General features: G+C 36.7%; 16 protein-coding genes. 5 read left to right on the top strand and 11 right to left on the bottom strand.

The genetic code is table 11. The features are described 5' to 3' along the window. Entirely contained in the window at positions 1-504 is a 504-nt protein-coding gene (locus tag JG29_RS00800; RefSeq protein ID WP_045922072.1) for a shikimate kinase, read from the top strand. A gap of 150 nt (positions 505-654) precedes the next feature. On the opposite strand, the gene JG29_RS00795 is transcribed toward JG29_RS00800, so the two are convergent. The 9 genes from JG29_RS00795 to JG29_RS00755 form a co-directional block, all read right to left on the bottom strand. Next, positions 655-1128 (bottom strand): universal stress protein, encoded by a 474-nt coding sequence (locus JG29_RS00795; RefSeq protein WP_174789632.1) that lies wholly within the window; start codon positions 1126-1128, stop codon positions 655-657. 18 nt (positions 1129-1146) lie between these two features. Beyond that, positions 1147-2418 (bottom strand): carboxylate--amine ligase, encoded by a 1272-nt coding sequence (locus JG29_RS00790; protein WP_045922070.1) that lies wholly within the window; start codon positions 2416-2418, stop codon positions 1147-1149. A 95-nt stretch (positions 2419-2513) separates the two neighbouring features. Continuing rightward, positions 2514-3791 carry a metallophosphoesterase family protein gene (locus JG29_RS00785; RefSeq protein WP_052696261.1) on the bottom strand — a complete coding sequence of 426 codons (1278 nt, stop codon included), beginning with the start codon at positions 3789-3791 and terminating at the stop codon, positions 2514-2516. Positions 3792-3871: 80 nt separating this feature from the next. After that, positions 3872-4390, bottom strand: coding sequence for a GNAT family N-acetyltransferase (locus JG29_RS00780; protein WP_045922069.1), 519 nt, complete (start codon positions 4388-4390; stop codon positions 3872-3874). A 72-nt stretch (positions 4391-4462) separates the two neighbouring features. Continuing rightward, a complete protein-coding gene (locus tag JG29_RS00775; RefSeq protein WP_045922068.1) occupies positions 4463-4963 on the bottom strand; it encodes a hypothetical protein in 501 nt (166 codons plus the stop codon). Positions 4964-5115: 152 nt separating this feature from the next. Continuing rightward, positions 5116-6501: an APC family permease gene (locus JG29_RS00770; RefSeq protein WP_045922067.1), complete on the bottom strand. Its 1386-nt coding sequence runs from the start codon at positions 6499-6501 to the stop codon at positions 5116-5118. Between the two features lie 31 nt (positions 6502-6532). Continuing rightward, entirely contained in the window at positions 6533-9037 is a 2505-nt protein-coding gene (locus tag JG29_RS00765) for an excinuclease ABC subunit UvrA (protein WP_045922066.1), read from the bottom strand. A gap of 89 nt (positions 9038-9126) precedes the next feature. Further along, positions 9127-10932 carry an oligoendopeptidase F gene (gene pepF, locus JG29_RS00760; RefSeq protein WP_045922065.1) on the bottom strand — a complete coding sequence of 602 codons (1806 nt, stop codon included), beginning with the start codon at positions 10930-10932 and terminating at the stop codon, positions 9127-9129. 77 nt (positions 10933-11009) lie between these two features. Next, on the bottom strand, positions 11010-11501 hold the full coding sequence (locus JG29_RS00755; RefSeq protein WP_045922064.1) for a universal stress protein: 492 nt from the start codon (positions 11499-11501) through the stop codon (positions 11010-11012). A 138-nt stretch (positions 11502-11639) separates the two neighbouring features. On the opposite strand from JG29_RS00755, the gene JG29_RS00750 reads away from it, so the two are divergent. Continuing rightward, positions 11640-12446, top strand: a complete 807-nt coding sequence (locus JG29_RS00750) for a tyrosine-protein phosphatase (protein ID WP_045922063.1) — start codon at positions 11640-11642, stop codon at positions 12444-12446. A 347-nt stretch (positions 12447-12793) separates the two neighbouring features. Next, positions 12794-13741 carry a 3-hydroxyacyl-CoA dehydrogenase family protein gene (locus JG29_RS00745; protein WP_045922062.1) on the top strand — a complete coding sequence of 316 codons (948 nt, stop codon included), beginning with the start codon at positions 12794-12796 and terminating at the stop codon, positions 13739-13741. A 94-nt stretch (positions 13742-13835) separates the two neighbouring features. Here the strand turns inward: JG29_RS00745 and JG29_RS00740 are convergent, their stop codons facing one another. Both JG29_RS00740 and JG29_RS00735 read right to left on the bottom strand, forming a co-directional pair. Continuing rightward, positions 13836-16202 carry a phosphoketolase family protein gene (locus JG29_RS00740; RefSeq protein ID WP_045922061.1) on the bottom strand — a complete coding sequence of 789 codons (2367 nt, stop codon included), beginning with the start codon at positions 16200-16202 and terminating at the stop codon, positions 13836-13838. Between the two features lie 89 nt (positions 16203-16291). Next, the gene (locus JG29_RS00735; protein ID WP_045922060.1) at positions 16292-17017 is read right to left on the bottom strand and encodes a GntR family transcriptional regulator; all 726 of its coding nucleotides are present in this window, start codon (positions 17015-17017) and stop codon (positions 16292-16294) included. 171 nt (positions 17018-17188) lie between these two features. Between JG29_RS00735 and JG29_RS08525 the strand changes: the two genes are divergently transcribed. Together JG29_RS08525 and JG29_RS00720 are read left to right on the top strand one after the other, a co-directional pair. After that, positions 17189-19000: a glucosaminidase domain-containing protein gene (locus JG29_RS08525; RefSeq protein ID WP_052696260.1), complete on the top strand. Its 1812-nt coding sequence runs from the start codon at positions 17189-17191 to the stop codon at positions 18998-19000. Between the two features lie 189 nt (positions 19001-19189). Continuing rightward, on the top strand, positions 19190-20560 hold the full coding sequence (locus JG29_RS00720; RefSeq protein WP_045922059.1) for a hemolysin family protein: 1371 nt from the start codon (positions 19190-19192) through the stop codon (positions 20558-20560). Positions 20561-20623: the final 63 nt, after the last annotated feature.

Genomic DNA, 20623 nt, shown 5'->3' with positions numbered 1-20623 from the left:
ATGCAAGTTATTCTGATTGGCTTTATGGGCAGTGGTAAAACAACCATTGGTCAGCTTTTAGCCCGAACCTTAGCGACAAATCATATTGATTTAGATGAATTTATTATGCAAAAAGCCCAGCAAAGTATCACTGAGATTTTCGCCACTAAAGGTGAAACTTACTTTCGCCAACTAGAGCAATTATATTTAAAGCAAACTTTAAAATTGCCCGGAGTTTTATCTACCGGAGGCGGTACCCCGATCATTGCCCCAAATGCTGCCTTACTAGCCCACAGTAAGATTCCGATTGTTTGGCTTTCTACTAATATTCAAACAACCTTTCAACGTATTCAAAATGACACCAGTCGACCTTTAGTTAATGATCTCGACACTACAGCTTTAATTAAACTCCAAAAAAAACGTAATCCACTCTATCAAGCACTCGCAAATATTATTATTCCTACTGACGAATTAACACCCCAGCAAATAGTTGCCCAAATTCAAAGACAACTCAAGCTGGCCTAAATTATAATAGTAAGCAACTAAAATTATTCTTATTTTTTATAAAAAAGCTCTCGTAATTTTTCTGAATTTGGAGAGCTTTTTTAAATACTAAAAAACCAGTTAGATAAACTTCATCTAACTGGTTAAAAATATTTTTCAACTTGACATTAATTATCTGACAACAATTACACTCACAGGTGAACGTTCAATAATTCCTTCAGCTTGTGAACCGATAGTTTTACCACTAATCTTCTTAGTTTCTGAACCTACCACAATCAAATCCGGCTTAAATTGCGGAACTACTTCGTCTAAAATTGCCTTATCCGGAGTTCCTTCGGTTAAAATTGGCTTAGTATCTACCAGTCCAAATTCCTGTGCCTTCTTGACATAAGTCATTAAATCGTGGGAAGCTTCAAGCCGCTTTTCATCCATTTTACCAGGAGACAAGCTGTCAAAAACATTGATATCACGACTTTCTACTACAGTTACAATCCCTAATTGAGCCTGAGCCGGCAGGGAAATTGTACAAGCAAAATCAAAAGCCTGATCCGAAGAGGTAAAATCATCAACATCAATTGCCACTAACACCCTTTTAGGCGTAATTCTTTTTACATGATAATCTTTTAATTCCTCAATTGGTTTCAATATCATAACCCCCTTTAACTAATGCAAATCTTGACCTTTGTTTTCTGCGAAATAACGTTTAAAGCGTCCGCGGTAACGATAAAACATATAACTCATTAATAAGAAACGTTTAAAACTCATATCCCCTTTAAAGAAAACAGTAGTCCCATAACGATCTTGGCGCAATAACTCTAAAGCCACTTCTTTAGCCTGATTTTCTAGAGCATACTTTTTAAAAACATGAACAGGAACACCTAACCATAACTGATGTTGTGCTTTATTCTTATTGCCATAAATAGTATCCTGATCTTTTAAAGACCCGGTTACATAATCCGCAATTACATATTGCGCCAAATTATAGCCGTTTAGAGTAACATAAAAACTGCTGCGTCCTTGCCGTAAATTAATTTCAAATAGTTTAAACTCTTGATCACGATCATCATATTTCATATCAAAATTCGCAAAACCGGTAAATTCAATATCTTCCAAAAATTTCTGGATTAAATCGTACAGTTTTTGATTATACTCCGGCAAAATTGCGACATAATTACCTATGGCAGCTGGTGTAGGATCTTCTAATAACGGATGCCCTAAGCAGAGCATTTTTACATGATGATACTGGTCGACATAAGCATTCAACACTCGCATATGGGAATCATCACCGGGAATAAATTCTTGCAAAATCAAGTCCGATTGATAACCATGATCATAAATTTTCCCAATAATTTCTTCTAATTCTGTCTGTGAATGAATAATAAAGGCCTTTTTGCGACCTTCAAAATGAATATCCAGCCACTCAACACTATTAGCGGGTTTTAAAGCTACCGGAAATTCAAAGGGAGCCTTTATTTTAACATGTTCTTGATACATTTGCCGAGTAATAATTTGTGTTTGTGGGTGCGGCAAATTATATTCATCACAAATCTGATAGAATGATTCTTTATTATTTAATCGTCGTAATAATTTATAATCTACATAAGGACAGATAAAGGTCTGCTCCAACTCAGCTTGATGTTTCGCAATTAATTCCGCATATCCATCACCCATTGCCAATAAAATCACTGGTTCTGAATGGTCAGCATACTTAGAAGCAATTTTACGCATCGTTTCAATAAAGACAGGATCTTCAGCAAAGCCGTCATGCAAACTTACATGAATAATTCGAGAGTATTTTGTCGGAGCTAAAGGAGCTTCCGCATAAGCTTGTACCGGCTGATGGGTTATTTCATAAAACGACCTTGCAAAACCGTAAGCATTGATATCACTCCCTAATAAAATCGGAGTAAATGGAGGTATATTTTGATTATTGATAACAGTTCACGTTCCTTTACAATGGTCTATCTCCCCTAGTGTATTATAACAAAATTTAATCCAGGAAGAAATACAATAAACTACTCCAAACATAACTAAATCGAAAACTGGCGCCGAGGTGTTGCTGCTCCATAACCAAAAATTCTTAATAATGTGTTCTGCCGATTCAAATTCACTACATAACCGCTGAACTCATTGATTTGATCTTTTTGACGATTCCACCAATAGTTATATTTAGTAGTTAAGGCGTGGTTCCTTCCCATTAAGGCAGAGACATTTAATAAAACATACTGAATACCATCAATTTTAAATTGATCTTCTAGGTGGCGATGACCACACAAGTAGGCAACTACACGCCCTGAATGATTATTTTGAAAATCAAAAGCAACATTTACTGAAAAATTAGTATCCTTAGCCTGATGGACTAATCGGCCCTTTAAACCGCAATTAAATGCCTTAAAAAGATCATGCATAGCCTTCCCATTATATTCTAAGGCATTTTGTCCTTTACGAGTTACTAAATTGGCGTGTCCGCACACAATAATTTTTTTATTCACAGATTTCTCCAGGATTTGAATAATTTCCTGTATTTGTCCATTACGGATTGCAAGTACTAATTTACTATCATACTTTTTTCGCCCTTGCTGATCCAGTTGAAAAGGAACATCTGTGGTGTTAATAAAGATTACCCGTACCTCATCCTTGTCAAAATATCCTACACCCCAACGTGCTGATACTTTCAATAAAGTATCTTGTTGATACATAGGCTGCCACAGTGCATTAAAAAAAGTATTCTGGGCAAAAGAAGGCTTATGCGTAGCTGTATGCTCATCATACTTATCATTATCATCATGATTACCTTTAGCAATAAAATAGGGACATGATTGCTGGGTAAAAGTTCGACTAACCACCCGTAAAAATTGCTGGTCGGTAATTGCATTATCACTGCCATCAATCACATCTCCCAAATGGGCGACAAAATCTAGCGGTAATAATGTCGGCAATAATAAAAATTCTGTCAGATGCTGTAAACCATTAAAACCATAATAACTGTGACTATCAGCAAATTTGATATGCGTATCAGTAATTACCGCAAAGTTTAAATCATCATTTTGGACTACAGCTGATACCCGCTTAGCAAATTCTTGTAAATATTGCTGAACAAAAAACCGCGGCTGTACTTCTACTAAGCGAAAACGCTCTGTAGGCAGGAGGCGATAATACATTGCCCCTGTTTGTTGCGGCCATAAAATTTGCTGCTTTTTTTGAACCTGTAAAAGGTAAGGCTGTTGTAAATATTTTAGTTGATAGAGTCCATTTTTGTGTTTTGTAGTTAATAACAGATTCGACCAAATTTTTGAAAAAATTTTCATTTTTTGTTCCCTTTTTAAATGAAGAAAATAAGTTCTCAGGAGATCTCATTTTCTCCCAGCAACAAAATTGAAAAACTATCCTAGATAAAACGTTGGTAAGCAACTAATGGCAATTGTTGCGCATCATTGATATTACCACAATAGGTGAAACCATTTTTCTCAATTACATGCCGCATTGCCAAATTATCAGCATGCGTATCAATACGAATATCTTGAATATCTAAAGCTGCTGCAACTGAAAGTAAATGTTGGATAAAAATTGAAGCTAGACCTTCTCCTTGATGACCTTTAGCAATTGCTACCCGATGAAAAATGGCATAATGTTTCTGTGATTGTGGACTCCACTGACCATTTTCCAGTTTGTCATAGCTTGCTTCACCCTGTGTTTCTAAGGCAGCCACGCCAGCAATTTGATTATCTTTAATTAAAAAATAAGCTATTCCACGCTTAATATCACTTTTCAAAGTTTGTTGATCAGGATAACCATTTTGCCAAAGATTAACCCCGCGTCCGCGCAGAACAGTCTTGGCCTCTTCAATAATTTCAATTACCCGATCTAATTCATTTGCTTTAACTTTCCGTAAGTAAGTTACCGGCATTAATATATCCCTCCTACAAACAAATACCGGGATATATTAGCTAAATCAGTTCCAATTTGCAAACAAAAAGACTCAGGAATTATTTTTTTGCCATTGTCCAACTGCATGTGCTGCTAAAGCTACTGATAAAACTGCATCTTGTGATAAATTATTACGCACATCAGCCATAATGGTATTGGCAGTCACAGCACCAATAACTTCCAACGCATACTCAATTGTATGTAAATCGTTAGTCACATTATAAGTGCCATTAGCATACGGATGTTCATGATTATAAGTGAAGTTTAATTCACTATTAGCTAAACTGCCGTCTACATGATTAACCAGTACACGATCTTTTAATTCAGATAACGGCTGCTTTTCATTTTGCAAAGTCAGGCGATGATCTGATTCATTTTCATAATATTGTTCTTCTGTCATTGTCAAATATTCTTGTACCGGATGTCGTAACACACCCAGATTATCAAGTAAATCATTAATAGCTTGCACATCTAATTGCTCTTTTCCAGCTGCGATTGCGGTAGCGTGATCTTCCAGCCAATCGGCCATTTGACTCAATGCCTCTGCTTGCATAAGAAATACCTCCTCGAATCTTTACTAGCAAATTATAACTGTTTCATTCAGTACTTTCCAGTTTACATCTATTTTTTCCTTAATCACAACATTACAATCTTAGTCTTGATTAGAGTTCTTGGAACTGTTTGCAAGAGTTTTAATGATTAATTTTAATGCTGAGCGGTCGTTTTTCGGTAGAAGCCATATAAAATTCCCGGTAAAATTACATACCCCAGAATCATTACGATGATGGCGGCAATATTAGGCTGGCGTTGCCCCTGGGTGTCAAGAACGGTAAATTGTCCCACCCAATCAAACTTTAATAATAAGAACAATGTCAATAACACCGCCAGAACCGGAAAAATCACATCAGTCACGATATTTTTCTGAACATTAGGTAAAACTGCTTCTTTATTTTTGCCTCTAAAGTAATTAATCACACTTAGAGGCACTACTAAAAATTGCACAAAACGCGAGATGGAACTTAAAATTATAATATTGGTCATATTATAATTAAAAACCAGCGGCATAATCAGCGCCAGACTAACAGTTATTAAAAAAGCTGATAAAGGAAAATTATGCCGTGTTCTTTTTTGCAGCCAGCGGGGAATTTGCTTTTGTTTCGCCATCGCTTCTAAAGCACGAGGAGTATGAAAAGAGGCCGCAACATTAACTCCCAGCATAGAAATTAAAGCACCAGATAAAATAATGTTTTTAATAATGGGATTATGAAAAACTGCTGCCAAAGCTACTACAGATTTAGTTTGGACTATAGCTTGCGGATTAATCATCATCACTACAATAATAATGCCAATGTAGATAAGAGCGATGACACTAATAGCTAAAGGAATAGCCCGGGGCAAATTCTTTTGCGGATTGTGCATATCTTCTGCTCCGCTGGCCACCCCTTCAAAGCCCGTAAAGGCATAAAAAGCAGCAATAATTGCTGTCACCCAATTAGCGGTATTCATTACTGGAACTAGCGGCTTTCCGCCAGCATCTTTTACATTATTGATCGCGTTAAAATGATTTACTCCCGTTGTTGTAATCAAATATATTCCCGCTACAATAACTGTTAAAAGTGCCAGTAGTTTCTCCAGAGTAGCTAAATTATTAATTATAATAAATATTTGCGATCCCAAGAAATTAATTATTAACAATAAGAGCATCAGTAAAACAAAACCTAGCGTAATTAAATTAAAATTATTACTATCGCCACCCAAAAGCGAAATAGTAGTTTTAATTACTCCGGTCGCCATTACTCCCCAAGCAATAGTTGCGGCCAAATAACGAGTAATGCCGACGTAAAAACCGAGATCATTCCCAAAAGCTGTCCTAGTATAGGCATAAGCCGCTCCGCTTTGAGTTACATATTTTGCCGCAGTAGCAAAAGTGACTGCCAAAATAATGGCAAAAATAGCAGCCAAGCCATAGACCATAGGTGCTTTCGTGCCTGACATGGCAATGACAGAACCGGACGATAAGAAAATTCCAGACCCAATAATGGAATTAATCGCTAATAAAACAATTGAACCTAACCCCAACTTCTTTTTCACAATGAATCTCCCCCATAACCTTAATGCTTATTCACTGCTGTTGATATTTATAACAATGATGCTGTAAATACTTTAAAGTTAGACTATGCGGCTGTTTAATCAACTCCAGCGGTTTCCCGGCTGCTACTACTTTTCCCCCAGCGTTACCACCTTTCGGCCCTAGATCAATTAAATAATCTGCATTAGCCATAATATCTAAATCATGAGTAATAATAATGATAGTTGCACCTTGTGTTTTTAAATGATTAATAACTTCTAACAAAGTCTGGACGTCTAAAGGATGTAGGCCCACAGAAGGCTCATCAAAAACAAATAGTGTCTGTTGTTGTTTTTTGTTTAAATGTTTTACTAATTTGAGACGCTGCGCTTCTCCACCAGATAAACTAGGAGTACTTTCTCCTAATTGTAAATAGTCTAGTCCCACTTGTTGTAATAATTTGAGCTGTTTATAAATAGCAGGCACAGACTCAAAAACAGCTAGTGCTTCTGCTACTGATAATTGTAAAATATCCACAATACTCTGATTGTGCCATTTAATTTGTTGAAGTTCGGGTTTAAACCGTGCTCCGTGGCACACCGGACACGTGGAAGTCATATCCGGCAGATATTGAATATCTAAAGTAACGTTCCCTAAACCACCACAATTAGGACAAGCACCTTGTTTATTATTATAAGAAAACGTAGCTGGCGTAAAATGTTTTTGCTTGGAAGCTGGCAATTGGGCGAATAACTGCCGCAAATTATCCATGATATTGGTATAAGTTGCTACTGTCGAACGGGCATTTTTGCCAATGGGAGCAGCATCAACACTGATAGCCCGTTTTAAATGCGTCACTAACCGCTGAACTTGCGGTGATTGAGAGTGATTGTTCAAAGCGGGCACCAAACTATCCAGAATTAAACTAGTTTTTCCCGCTCCCGAAAAACCGGTAACTGTAATAATCTGTTGTTCTGGAAATTGAATTTGAACCTGTTTTAAATTGAAATAATTACTTACTGCTAAAGTAGTAGTCTGTAATTTTGGGGCAGGTGATGGCACTTGAGAATGCCAAATATTAGCTTTACCGGTAATAAAAGGACCAATTAAAGAATGAGGATCTTTAACTATTGCTTGCGGCGTTCCTTGACAAATAACTTGTCCACCGGCAGTACCAGAGCCGGGTCCCATTTCAATTATCCAATCAGCTGCTGCAATAATATCCGCATCATGATCTACTACCACTAAAGAATTGCCCTGATCCACCAAGTTACGTAATATTTGAATGAGTCCCTGCACATTATCAGGATGTAACCCAATAGAAGGCTCATCTAAAACATACAAAACACCGGTAGTTTGTGTCCGTAAAGTCTTGGCTAATTGAATCCGCTGCAATTCCCCGGTAGATAAAGTATTACCACTACGGGCTAAAGTTAAATAATCTAATCCTAATTCTAATAAGGGCGCTAAATTATCTGTCAATTCCGTGAAGATCACTTGTGCCATTGATTGCATATTTGCCGGCAGTTCCTGCTGGACTTTTTGTTGCCAAGTTGGTAACTGATCTAAAGACAAGTCACTCACTTGAGCAATATTTAGCCCTCCGCATAATTGTGTTAGTAATTGTGGATTGAAGCGCGATCCGTGACAAGTTGGACAAGTAGAAAAATGAAAAAATTGATTTAATTGTTTTTGCGCCCGTTCACTCAGAGATTTTTTAGCGGAATCATATACCGCTTCATAAGCATTTTCATAAAGAGCTTTCTCCATATGAAAAACTCTGCCGGTTGCAGTATTTAAGTCTACTGGATACCGTTTTTTGGCTCCATGTAAAACAATGTCTTTTTCTTGAGCAGTTAAGTCTTTATAAGGTACATCAATACGCACTCCCAGTGTTTGGATAACTTTCGGCATAAAATTACGTCCCGGCAAATGCCACGAAGCCACCGCTCCTTGAGCTAAACTTTTATTCTCATCACCAATTAATTTATTAGGGTCAATTTCTTGAATTTTCCCGCTGCCATGACAAGTGGGACAAGCACCACCGGCATTAAAAGCAAAATCTTCTGCCGCTCGCGCAGGAAACTGAATACCACAAACAGAACAGGTTAATTGGCCCATTTTTTCATCCGGACGATCCATTGCTTGAGCAATTTTTAAACTAGGAGCCATCCGGTGCCCATTAGGACATACTGGCGAACCCAGGCGTGAAAATATCAATCGCACTACATTTAAAAGTTCACTCATCGAACCTACAGTAGAACGTTCCGAAGGCACATTAGGTCTTTGTTTCAAAGCTATCGCCGCGGGAATATGCCGCACCTCTTGAACTTGAGGACGTTTGACTTGATTAATTCGTCGACGAGTGTAAGTCGATAAAGCTTCCAGATAACGTCTAGATCCTTCAGCGTACAAAATCCCCATTGCCAAAGAACTTTTACCTGACCCTGAAAGCCCAGAAATAGCTACAAATTTATTTAACGGAATATTAACATTAATATTTTTTAGATTGTGGACGTTTCCGCCCAAAACTTCGATTTGCTTAATAGTTGTGGCCATTTGCTAACCTTCTTCTAATTAATCCCACTTAAAAAAGATATTTACAACTACGGTTTTAAAGTCATTATTTATCTTCCGAGCATTACTGCTTACTGCTTTAATAAAGTTTTTAACTCGTTTAAACGTTGAGCAAAGGTGGCAAAGGCTGTTTTTAAGTACTCACCTTTTGTCATATCAATTCCCGCTTCCTGCATAATATTCAAAGGATAGTTCGAATTGCCTGCTTTTAGATAATTTAAATATTTTGTTATTGCCTGCGGTTGTTGTGTAACTATTTGTTTAGCCAAATAAGAAGCTGCAGCAAAACCGGTCGCATACTGATAAACATAGTAGTCCATATAAAAATGTGGAATCCGCGTCCATTCCCAAGCTATCTGAGGATCATTAATTACTGCTGGACCATAGTAATGGGCATTGAGTTTACCATAATAATCGGACATAAAATCGGCTGTCAAAGCTTGTCCCTGCGCCGCTGATTGATGGATATAATGTTCAAATTGGGCAAATTGAGTTTGCCGGTAGACTGTCCCTTTAAAACTATCCAAATAATAATTTAAAACATAAGCTCGAACCTTGGGATCCGTCTGTGTTTGTAATAAATATTCGGTTAAAATATTTTCATTGGTAGTCGAGGCAATTTCGGCCAAAAAAATGGGATAATCACCATACATATAAGGTTGATAATGCCTGGTATACCAACTATGAACACTGTGTCCTGTCTCATGAGCTAAAGTATATACATTATCTAAATTGTTCTGCCAATTTAATAATTCATAGGGTGCACTATCATAGCAACCTCCGGAATAGGCCCCGGAAACTTTACCTTGATTTTCCATAACATCAATATAGCGCCCAGTAAAAATTTCCTCCACATGACTTAAATAATCAGTGCCGAAAACGGCTAAAGCATTTTGAACAATTTCTTTAGCAGTATTAAAAGTATAATCACAATCTGGTTTAGCAACTAAAGGTACATATAAATCATACATATGCAGCTGCGGTAAATTTAACACCCGACGTCGTAAGGCAACATATTGATGAAGTAAATCCAAATGTTGGTTAACTTCGGTAATCAAAGTATCATAAACTTGTGGAGCAATATAATTTTCTGCTAGGGCTTGATCCTTGGCACTATCATAATGGTGTACCTGGGCTAAATAATTATTCTTTTTTACCTCACCGGCTAAAGTAGCTGCAAAAGTGTTTTTAAACTGACCATAAACCTGATAAAAGTTAGTAAAGGCCTGATAGCGCACTGTCACGTCAGGCGATTCTAACAAGGTATCATAGATACCCGCGGATAATTGGTATTCTTGCCCATTTTCATCAGTAACATTGGGAAATTTTAAATCGGAATTATCCAAAATATTAAAGATATTACTGGAATTATCTAAAACATCTCCTGCTGCTGCCAATAAAGATTCCCGCTCTTGATCCAAAATGTGGCGGCGATTGATAGTAATCATATCTAAAAAATGTTGATAATCCTGCAATAAAGGATCCTGTTCTAATTGCTTTAAATATTGAGGGGCAATCGCTAAAATTTCCGGTTCTAAAAAGGCTGTAGCAGCATTAACGGCAGCTATCAGCGTCTCTACTTGTGCCTGATAGGCTTGATAATGACTATTAGTTGTATCTTGATCATTTTTCATGCTGGCATAGGCTGATAATTTATCTACTTGCCGATACAAAGCCAGTACTTGATCAATCCCCGTTTTTAAACTGGAAGCCGATTGTCCAAGAGTTCCGGCTATTTGTTTAATTTTCTGGTTTGCCAACTCTGCTTGCTTAAAAGCCGCTTCAAAATCAGCATCACTGGGAAATACCAGCGTCAAATCCCACGTCAAGTCGCTAGGAATTTCACTTCTTAGGGGTAATTGCTTAACAGTTTTCATAACTTAAATCCTTTCACTGTAATAAAAAAGCAGCCATCAAACATACTATGTCTGACGGCCAACTTTTTCTGAATACCTTATTTTTTATTATTAGATTTGGCAATGGTCTGATTGTTTAAATCAGTTCGTACCACAATCACATCTGTCAGCGCATTCCGAGTAACATAGGAAGATACCGAACCCACTAAGATCCGCTCCATAGCATTGAGTCCAGTTGAACCTAAAATAATTAAATCATCATGATAATCCTTCAAAAAATCAAAGGCAATGACTGTTTTGGGATCACCAAAACGAATATGAATTTTTACTTGGTCTTGAGGCAGACCCGTTTTTATAATTTCTTCCTGCAAGCCGGACAGATAATTTTCCGTATCTTCAGTAATTTGATAAATTACATCACTGGTTAGCATCCCGCCATAAGCACCGACGAATTGCCGTGTATCTAACACATCCAGTACATCTAAAGTAGCATTATTTCGCATGGCAACTTGGGTCGCCTTTTTTAAAGCAATCTCAGCTTCATCTGATCCATCCACTGGAGCTAATATTCTTTTATATTCTTGTAGCATCGGTTTCACCCTCTCTATATATTATCAGAATACGTCTATTATCGATAAAATTCAATCTTTCCGATATAAACCGGTAGTTATTTTTTGGGAAATTTTTGATAGAATAGAAGAAATACGCGGTGGAGGTAAAATTATCATATGGAGAATAAGCGTCTTTTAAATTTAGAAGGTGGCCGGAACTTTCGGGAATTAGGCGGCTATCCCACTCAGGATGGCCGGGTAATTAAAACACATAAAGTCATCCGTTCAGCCACTTTGGGCCAATTAACAGATAAGGATTTGCAATATCTGAGTGACTATGGCATACGCTATGACATTGATTTTCGCTCAATTGATGAACAACAAGCTGTGGCCGATCGGGTACCCCCTAAAGCCAAATATGTGTTTGATCCCGTATTTAGTGTCGATTTAACCCAATCTTCTAAATTTGATGAACAAGAAAAAGCTTCACAGCCTCAACATAATATTGAGGGCCTAAATGATATTCCCCAAGACGGACATGATAATATGTGTAACACTTATCGGGAACTGATCCATTCAGACAGCGCTAAAAAGGCTTACCGAATCTTTTTTGATTACTTATTAGCTAATGAAAAAGACCAGCAGGCCGTACTATTTCATTGTACCGCTGGTAAGGACCGTACTGGCATGGGTGCTGTCTTTTTAATGACGGCTCTTGGTGTGGATCAAAAAACCATTGTAAATGATTATTTACTCACTAATACAGTCCTAGAAGATTATATTAATGAACAACTGCAACCATTCAATAATGATCCTGAGTTATACCAATCAGTTAAATCTTTAATGCAGGTGAGCCATGATTATCTGTCTGCTGCAGATGAAGAGGTTAAAAAAGAATCCGGTAACTGGTTAAATTATGTTCAAAATGAAATCAAAGTAACTCCTCAAGAAATTGCTGATCTTAAAAAAATCTATCTGCAATAATCATTGAAAAGAAGCTTATCATAATTAATAGATACACCCATAAAAGTAAACAAGGATTGAAATCATAATTTTTCAATCCTTATTTTGTTGTTAAATAAATTTAATTTCTTTGACGGACATCTCTTAATTAGCAAAAATATCAACTATCGAACTACTTTTACCTTAAAAACCAGGTTCGGATAAGCCCCAAGAATTTACTAAGGTTATGGTCTATAACTAAGACTTGTACGGCTTTTTTAAAGTTGTTACAATATTATTTGTTCATTAGTTCACAGAATCTAGCACTAACCAAGTATAGGGTTTTAATATGACCTACTTGGCTCATAATTCTTTTAGGAGGTTGGAACATGGATCTACATGAAATTACTCACATAACTAATATTGGCGCCGGAACTATGGGGCATGCCATTGCCTTACAATTTGCTTTAAATAATTATCACGTTAATCTTTTAGATAATAAGCAAACCGCTTTAAATAATGGCCTGCAGCTTATTAAAAATGACCTCCAGACCTTGGACCAAGCTCATCTTTTAAAAGATGACCCGCAAACTATTTTGAACCGGATTCATCCCAGCACAGATTATAAACAAAGTCTGAAAAATGCTGATTTTGTTATTGAATCCGTAATAGAAGATATCACCATCAAAAAAGAGGTTTGGCAAAAGGTCGAACAATACGTTAATCCAAAAACTATCTTGGCGACTAATACTTCAGGCTTAAGTCCTTCCAAAATACAACAGGTCTTACAAAAACCCCATCGTTTTGTAGTAGCACATTTTTGGAATCCGGCGCAGTTAATGCCTTTAGTTGAAGTAGTTCCGGGTGCAGCCACGGATCAAAAGACCATTGATATGACCGTGGCTTTACTCAATAAAATTGGTAAACATGCTGTTGCACTTCAAAAAGAAGCCCTGGGTTTTGTCGGTAATCGTATTCAATTAGCAGTTTTACGCGAAGCTTTTCATATTATTAATTCTAATATTGCGTCTCCTCAGGCCGTTGATGAAATTATTAAGTATAGTTTAGGAAGACGTTGGAGTCTTGTAGGTCCGATCGCTAGCGCTGACTTAGGCGGACTAGATGTTTTTAAAAATATTAGTTCTTATTTATATGCTGATTTAAGTAATGAACAAAAAACTGATCCTCTATTAACAAAAATGGTTGCTGCTAATCATTTGGGTTTAAAAAGTGGTCAGGGATTTTTTAATTGGGACAGCAGCCAGGCCCAAAAAATCGTAGCCCAACGTGACCAAAATCTATTAAAACTATTACAGGAAGACCAAGAAGAGTCGTAATTGCCTTTTTAAAATTTCTGAATAAGAAAAAACCACTCCCATAAAAGGAGTGGTTTTTTAATGGTTAATCCAGATAAATTGCTAAGATTCAGTTTTACTTTTGAAAACCTGTAAATTTCCAATTTTGAACTTCTGGCAAATCTTCACCGTTTTGGCGAATATAAGCATGATGTTCTTGTAATTTTTGATCCATCTGTTGGCTAAAGTCCTGTGCTTTTTCACCATAAACTAACTGGCTAGCATGTTGTGCTAAATGGAAACGATCCATGGAATTTACAACCCGCATATCAAATGGTGTTGTAATATCTCCATTTTCCCGATATCCATGAGCATGCATATTATAATTTTGGCGATCATAGAAAATATCACGCAAGATATCTTCAAAACCATGGAAAGCAAAGATAATTGGTGTATCGGGGGTAAAGTAAGCATCAAATTCATCCTGGCTTAAACCACGATCATTGCGAGCAGGAACCTGTAATTTTAATAAGTCCACAACATTGATAAATCTAATTTTCAAATCTGGGAAATTCTGATGCAAAATATCAATTGCTGCCAAAGATTCCATATTAGGTTCTGTTCCGGCAGCTGCAAAGATAATATCAGGTTTTTGACCCTGATCGTTACTTGCCCAATCAATAACCTTTAAGCCTTTATCCACGAGTTCTTCTGCTTCTTTCATTGAGTAGAACTGTGGCCGTGGTTGTTTAGAAGCAATAATTAAATTAATAACTTCTTGATCATTTAAAACGCGATCAGCTAAAGCCAAAAGCGTATTAGTATCAGCTGGTAGATATTCCCGAATATATTTAGATTTCTTTTCTGCTAAGTGGGATAAAATGCCAGGATCTTGATGTGTATAACCATTATGATCCTGTTGGAAAGAAGTTGAAGTAGAAATAATATTCAGAGCCGGATATTTCTTCCGCCAACTTTGTTCATCAGCCTTACGCAACCACTTGAAGTGTTGTGTCAACATTGAATCAACTACCCGTAAAAAGGCTTCATAACTGGCAAAAATTCCATGACGACCAGTCAAAGTATAGCCTTCCAGCCAACCCTCAGCTTGATGTTCAGACAATTGGGCATCTAAAACTCGACCAGCAGGTGCTTCAAACTGATCATTAGGCTTTTTAATAGGTTCCATCCATTGCCGCTCAGAAGCTTCAAAAATATGATTCAAACGGTTGGACATCGTTTCATCAGGTCCAAAAATTCGGAAAGTTGCAGGATTCTTTTTAATTAAATCACGAAGATACTTACCAAATTCAATCATATCTTGTGCATCTGACTGGCCTGGTTGTGTAAATTTCAATTGATAATCACGATAATCAGGCAAGGTCAATGGTTTCGGATCTAAACCACCATTAGTAATAGGGTTCATTGCCATTCTTTGTTGACCCTTAGGTGCCAAATCTCTGATTTCTGGTTTTAAAGTACCATTTTCATCAAATAATTCTTCAGGATGATAAGATTTTAGCCACGAAACCAGTGCATCCGCATGTTCCATATCTTTTTGATCAACTGGAATTGGAATTTGGTGTGCTCTAAATGATCCCTCAATCGGTGCATTATCCCATTCTTTTGGACCAGTCCAGCCCTTAGGTGCACGGAAAATAATTAGCGGCCAGACTGGGCGGGTAGCTTCAGCAGCTGAATTTTGGCGCGCCTTTGTTTGAATAGCTTGAATTTTTTCAATCGCTTGATCCATTGCTTGGGCCATCACCGGGTTAAGCTTGATTGGATCGTCACCTTCAACAAAAATTGGTTCCCAACCAAGGCCTTCAAAATACTTAGTTAATTCTGCATCCGTCTTGCGTGAAAGAATAGTTGGATTAGAAATCTTAAACCCATTTAAATTTAAGATTGGTAAAACGGCTCCATCATTAACCGGATTAATAAAGACATTCGAAAACCATGAGGTAGCCAAAGGACCGGTTTCAGATTCACCGTCACCCACAACTACAGCACTAATCACATCAGGGTTATCTAAAATAGCACCCACACCATGGGAAATAGAATAGCCTAATTCGCCACCTTCATGAATTGAACCTGGAGTCTCCGGAGCTGCATGAGAAGCAACGCCCCCCGGAAAGGAGAATTGCTTGAAAAGCTTTTGCAAGCCTGCTTCATCTTGGCTGATTTCAGGATAGATTTCACTATAACTACCATCAAGATAAGAATTAGAAACCATCACCTGCCCACCATGACCTGGGCCTTCAATATAAAACATATTCAGATTGTATTTGTTAATGACACGGTTTAAATGACTATAAATAAAATTTTGCCCAGCGATAGTTCCCCAATGTCCAATTGGATGAACTTTGACATCGCTGGATTTCAAAGGACGTCTTAATAAAGGATTATCTTTTAAATATAATTGACCTACGGAAATATAATTAGCCGCATTAAAATATTTATTCATTAATTGAAAATATTCAGGGCTACTATAGTCTGTCATTTGATGACCTCCCACAATTTAGTTTACACACTATTTATAAACTGTTCTCCTATATTTGTCAACCATTTTAAAAATTGGTGCGCTCCAATTTATTTGTTGAGATTAACAAACGTCGAGAAATTTAAATAACGGTAATGCAAACGCATGCTTGAATATTCAAAAGGAGTTCCATCATCAACAAAAAAAATACCAGCCAAAATTCCTACTGGTTCAGTCGCTTTCAAATGCAACAAACGCTGATCTTCTGCTGTCGACGGCTGTGTAGTAATATCCAAATAGGCACGATTGATAATCGTATTTTCTTTATCCTCTAAATAGTTAAATAAAGAATTTTCTAATAAAGACTGGGATAATTGAGGAAAAGTCCGCACCGGAATATAACTTTGCTCAATTAAAATCGGTTGTTGATCTAATTGTCGCAGTCGCTTAAAGCTATAGACAAAATCATCATCATTCAAAAACAGATTCTCTCGAATATCTGAACTAGGTTTAACTACATCTAAACTAAGTACTTTAATCGTTTGCTGTTTACCATTAGTTACAATTGAGGTTGTTAATCCCACATTATCACCTGTATAATCAAACGCGGTTTTATTACGAAGAAACAGAGGATTAATAAAATTACCAGATCCTTGTTTTTTAAAGATAATTCCTTGATCTGCCAACAATTGAATCGCCCGTTTAATCGAACTGCGACTGACAGCAAAATTTTGGGCTAAAGTCCGTTCATCAGGCAATTTCATTCCTGCATAATGATGATGAGAAATGTTATGTTTAATAGTATTTGCTAAAGATACATATAATGGTTTTTTCATCTAATTTACTTCTCCAATAAACGTTAATTACTTAATTTGTTTCAAGTAGATGTTCTTTGCTGATTGTGGTAGACTAAAACTTAAGAATTCATTAAATTTATCCTAATTTTTTATTACTTATTCCAGTTAGTAACTTTAACGAAGCATCTATTATGAGGGGGAGCTTCAATTATGAAAAAGAATAATTTATTTTGGTCGGCTGTTTTAGTTTCAGCCACTATTTTAACGACTTTACCTGCTCAAAACGCTAAAGCAGATAATAATAATTTAGCACCACAATTGAATAATAATCAAAGTGTAGAACCTGCTACTACTAATAATTCAAATGATTCAGCTGCTAATATTAATTCCAGCTCTGCCAATCAGGCCGATTCTCAAACTAATACAACCTCTTCCAATAATAGCATATCAGCTCCAGCTTCTTCGGCAACGACTGATAATTCGAATAATAATTTTGCTACCAGAGCAGCTGTTGCTTCTGCCAATACCGCCAACACTGATAATTCGATTAATACTTTTAGCACTATAAGTAATTATTTGTCGCCGGCCAGCTTTCTTAGTCAGATCAAGCCAGGCTCCATTAGTGGCTGGCAACAATACCATATCTTACCTTCTATTACAGCAGCACAAGCTATTCTAGAATCTGGCTGGGGTAATTCCCAACTAGCCCAGCAATATCATAACCTGTTCGGGATCAAAGGTTCCAATAATGGACAATCAGTGACACTGCCTACTAATGAGGAAGTTAGCGGCAATACTATTAATATTAATGCTCAGTTTAGGGCTTATTCCAGCTGGGCTGAAAGTATCACCGATCATGGGGTCTTTTTAAACAGCAATTCTCGTTATCATAATATTTTAGGGGTTACCAATTATCGACAGGTGGCTCAATTATTACAGCAGGATGGGTATGCTACTTCCAGCAGTTATGCACAATATTTAATTAATATCATTGAAAGTAATAATCTTCAAGCTTGGGATCAAGAAGCACTGGGACAAGGTAGTAACAACTCTAATTCCCAGCCGGTAGTTCCTAATAATAATCAAAATAATGGTACCTATACTTTTACGCAGGCTACCAATATTTATACTAGTACCAGTACTCATGGTCAAGTGGTGGGACAATATCAAAAAGGACAGACGGTCATTTATAACGATAAAATTCAAGCTGAAGGACTAACGTGGTTACGTTACACCTCGTATTCCGGAAAAACTTGTTATGTTCCTATTAATTCCAACAATGGCAATCAATCCACAACTCCTAATACTCCTGCAGTAAACGATAGCAACGGTGTTTATACTTTTCAAGTGGATACTAATATTCGTACCAGTCCTAGTTTGCAGGGAACCATTATCGGACGCTATGCTACCGGACAGCATGTTTATTACAATGGCAAAGTTAATGCCGATGGCTATATTTGGCTTAAATATCTGAGTTCCTCCGGTAAAACTTGTTATGTGGCCATGGTGGCTGCTGACTACTCACCTCTTTTAGACAATAGCAGTAATAATAGTAATAAGACTCCGCATGATAATCAGTCCACTGTTCAAAATGAATCCGGTGTTTATACTTTCCCCAAAACTACTAATATCTATACAGAAACTAATCTTAATAGTAAAGTTGTGGGTCATTATGCTGCTGGACAAAGGGTCTTTTACAATGGCAAAGTTAACGCAAATGGCACAAGCTGGTTACGTTATCTCTCTTATTCAGGTACCACTTGCTATGTACCTCTAAATAATGAACAAAAGCCAGCTGCTACATCTACTCCTGGTACCTCTCCGATAGCTAATTATGGCACTTATACCTTTAAAGTCGCTACTAATATTCGCTTAAAACCCAGTTTACAAGGCAAAATTGTTGGATCCTACAATGCTGGACAAAAAGTTTTTTATAATGGCAAAGTGGTTGGCGATGGCTACACTTGGTTATACTATCTATCCTATAGCGGAACTACTTGCTATGTAGCAGTTATCGGCTAGAATTCAATTTTATTCAGTATCTTAAAAAGGGACTAGAAAAGTACTTTTCTAGTCCTTTTTATTAGATTAGAAAAATCTCTAATTTAAGTGATCAAATGATAATCCTTGACAAATATCACCTATCTGAATAGGCTTAAAACTTAATCACTGGTATAATTAAATTAAAATATTAGAAATGGGGAATAATAATTGTCTGACTCTCAGATATTTATTAATCTAATTTGGATCATCATTATTTTTATTCTGGCATTTTTCTTTATCCTGGCAGAATTTGCCTTAGTTTCTACTCGACCAAGTCAAATTGAAGATGCTCTAGAACAAAAGGAAGGCAACACTAAAAAATTGCAGCGTGCTCTTCACATGGTCAATAACCTTAATGAATATCTTTCAACCACACAGGTAGGAACAACCGTAACCAGTCTAATTCTTGGTTGGATTGGCGAAGATACTTTACAAGCCTTTTTCGATAGCGTTTTAAATATGACCTTAAAATCTTCCGCTTCTTTACATGCTATCGGTTCGGTTGTTGCTCTATTACTTTTAACTTACTTACAGGTAGTAATTACCGAAATCGTTCCGAAAAATATCGCCATTGATCTGCCTATGAAAGTTCTGATGCTGACTGTAACCCCCTTGAAGGCTTTTCATACAATAGCTTATCCATTTGTTTGGTTATTGAATGTTTCAGCAACTGGAATTGTTAAAATGCTGGGTATGAAACCAGCTGATTCTGAAAGTGAAGTTTTTACACAATCAGAAATTCTACGTCTCTCCCAAGCCTCAGTAACCAATGGTCAACTTGATAAAAATGATCTCCTTTATATGCAAAGAGCCTTTGATCTCAATGACAAAGTAGCTAAGGATATCATGATTGACCGTACACGATTATATGTCGTTGATATTACAGATACAGTAGACGATGTTGTCAAAGATTATCTGCAGCAAGGTTTTTCTCGTTTTCCAGTAGTAGCGGATAATGATAAAGACAAGATTTTGGGTTATGTCTATGTTTATGATTTAGTCCGCCAAAAACAAGTTAATGGAAAATTGCCAATCAGTCGTTTATTGCGTTCCATCGTAACTGTTCCTGAGACAATGCCTATTCATAGTATTCTTACACAAATGATTTCTAAACAAACCCCGATTGTAGTCGTGGTTGATGAATATGGCGGTACTAGTGGGATTGTTACAGATAAAGATATTTATGAAGAATTATTTGGCACTGTTAAAGATGAAGTCGATAACGTTTCTGAAGAATATATTATTAAAAATGAAGATGGATCCTACACGGTTAGTGGGAAAACGACCTTATATGACTTTGCCCGCTATTTTAAAACGGACATCGATGAATTTAAAGAAACAGACATTGTCACTTTAGCTGGTTATTTTATTGATAAATATCCCAATCTGCACCTGGGAAGTATTTTACACCTAGAAAAATATACTCTAGAAGTAACTGATTTTGAGCATTCTTATATAAATAAATTTCGAGTCACAATTGATAAGAATGCTCCTAAAGCCAAAAACACAACCCTTAAATCAGTTACGGAAAGTGAATAATAAATAAAAAAGATTCTCCAGATTAACTATTCTGGAAAATCTTTTTTTATTAGTCATCAGTAC

Origin of the sequence: Bombilactobacillus mellis (genome assembly GCF_000967245.1) — a bacterium.
Classification (GTDB): Bacteria; Bacillota; Bacilli; order Lactobacillales; family Lactobacillaceae; genus Bombilactobacillus; species Bombilactobacillus mellis.
Note: the sequence above shows the minus strand (reverse complement) of the source record. Positions and strands in the feature narration are given on the sequence as shown.